The sequence below is a fragment of the Actinomycetospora sp. genome (genome assembly GCF_055612215.1).
This window is the reverse complement of sequence record NZ_JBVPVA010000634.1, coordinates 1-2049: the sequence shown is the minus strand read 5'-3', so window position 1 is coordinate 2049 and position 2049 is coordinate 1. Positions and strand designations below refer to the sequence as shown.

Genomic DNA, 2049 nt, shown 5'->3' with positions numbered 1-2049 from the left:
AGCAGGTCGCGCCCCTGCGGCGCCAGCGACCGGTCGGTGGCGGTGGGCCTGGTGACCAGCAGCGACGGGTCGGACATGAGCCGGCCGTCGGTGATGATCTCGTCGAAGGTGGACGCCCAGGCCGAGCCGAACGAGATCGTGTGGTGGCCGAGGTCGGGCTGCGGGCGGTCCAGGCCCAGGTGCACCACGAAGGCCGAGGGCGACCAGCGCAGCGGCCGCCCGCGCCGCGGCGCCCGCCCGAGCAGGCGGTGCACGACGGGCAGGTCCGGGGTGAGCACGACGGCGTCGGCGGGGAGTCGACCCTGGTCGGTCACGACCGCGGTGACCCGGTCGCCGGCCCGCTCCAGCTCGGTGACCTCGGTCCCGAGCCGCAGCTCGACCCCCGCGTCGACGGCCGCGTCGGCGTAGGCCTGCGGCAGCGCGCGGACCCCGCCGGGCGCCCCGTCGCGACCCCGCGGGAAGTAGACGCCCGCGATCGTGTCCATGTAGGCGATCACGGCGTAGGCCGCGAGGGCCTTGGCCGGCGGGACCCCGGCGTAGAGCGCCTGGAAGGAGAAGATGCGGCGCAGGCGCTCGTCGTCGATGAACCTCGCGATGCGCGGGCCGAGGCGCCCGAAGCCGCCGAGGACGCCGAGACGGGCCAGGTCGGGGGAGAGGACGTCGAGCGGGGAGTCGAAGTTGGCGTCGATGAACGTCGCCATCTGCACGCGGTAGAGCTCGCCGAGCCACTCGCGCAACCGCCGGTACCCGGCCGCGTCGGCCGCCGAGACCTTCTCCCGGACCTCCTGCTCCATCGCGTCGGCGTCGGTGTGCACGTCGATCGCGGACCCGTCGGCGAAGCGGGCGTGGTAGGCGGGGTCGAGGCGGACCAGGTCGAGCCGGTCGCCGAGCTTCTCCCCGACGGCGGACAGGGGCGCCTCGAGCAGGTCGGGCATCGTGAGCACGGTCGGGCCGGTGTCGAAGCGGAAGCCCTCGAGGTCGAGGCGTCCCGCGCGCCCCCCGGCGAACGGCTCGCGCTCGACGACGGTGACCTCGCAGCCGGCGCCGCGCAGGTGCAGTGCGGCGGTCAGGCCCGCGAGCCCGGCCCCGACCACGACCACGCGGCGTGACGGTCCGACGGTGCGGCGTGGCGACATGGAGGAACTCCTCGTGCGCCGACGGATCGGCGCGGACATCAGCGCGTGCGCTGGACGGCGGCGGTGGCGAGCGCGACGAGCCGCTCGCGGGCGTCCGGGTCGAGGTCGACCCCGCCCAGGGCGTCGAGGGCCGAGGTGGTCAGCGCGGTGATGCGCTCCTCCACCTCGGCGACGACCCCGAGGTCGGTCAGGGCGTCGCGTGCGGCCCCGACGTCCTCCGGGGTGAGGTCCGGCTTGCCGAGGGCGTGCTCGACGGCGGCGGTGGCGGCCCCGGCGGGGTGCTGGCGGGCCAGGGCGACGAGCAGGGTCCGCTTGCCCTCGCGCAGGTCGTCGCCCGCGGGCTTCCCGGTGACCGCCGGATCCCCGAAGACGCCGAGCAGGTCGTCGCGCAGCTGGAAGGCGATGCCGAGGTCGGTGCCGAAGCCCCGGTAGGCGGCCACGACGTCGTCGTCCGCGCCCGCGAGCGCGGCGCCGAGGTGCAGCGGGCGCTCGATCGTGTAGGCCGCGGTCTTGTACCGGCTGATGCGCAGCACGCCCTCGGGCGTCGAGAGGTCGGTGGCGTGCCCGACGACGTCGAGGAACTGCCCGGCGAGCAGCTCGGTGCGCATGGACTCCCACACCGGGGTCGCCCGCGCCAGGGCGACCGGGTCGAGGCCCGCGGCGCGGAGCATGTCGTCGGCCCAGGCCAGCGCCACGTCGCCCACGAGGACCGCGACGGCGGCGCCGAGGCGCTCGGACGAGCCGATCCAGCCCCGCTCGCGGTGCCGGGCCGTCCACAGCGCGTGGACCGTGGGCTTGCCCCGGCGCAGCAGCGAGTCGTCGATGAGGTCGTCGTGCACGAGGGCGCAGGCCTGGATCAGTTCCAGGGCGGCCACCGCGTGCAGGACGACGCCCGGGTGCGGGGCGTCGGGGG

2 protein-coding genes are annotated in these 2049 nt (G+C 76.1%); both read right to left on the bottom strand.

Annotated features, from left to right (window positions below):
* On the bottom strand, positions 1 to 1136 hold a 1136-nt coding region (gene crtI / locus AC0CYZ_RS17380; protein ID WP_472217555.1), incomplete at its 3' end, for a phytoene desaturase family protein.
* Between the two features lie 38 nt (positions 1137 to 1174).
* Positions 1175 to 2049, bottom strand: an 875-nt coding sequence (locus tag AC0CYZ_RS17375; RefSeq protein ID WP_472217553.1) for a polyprenyl synthetase family protein, incomplete at its 5' end; no start/stop codon positions are given.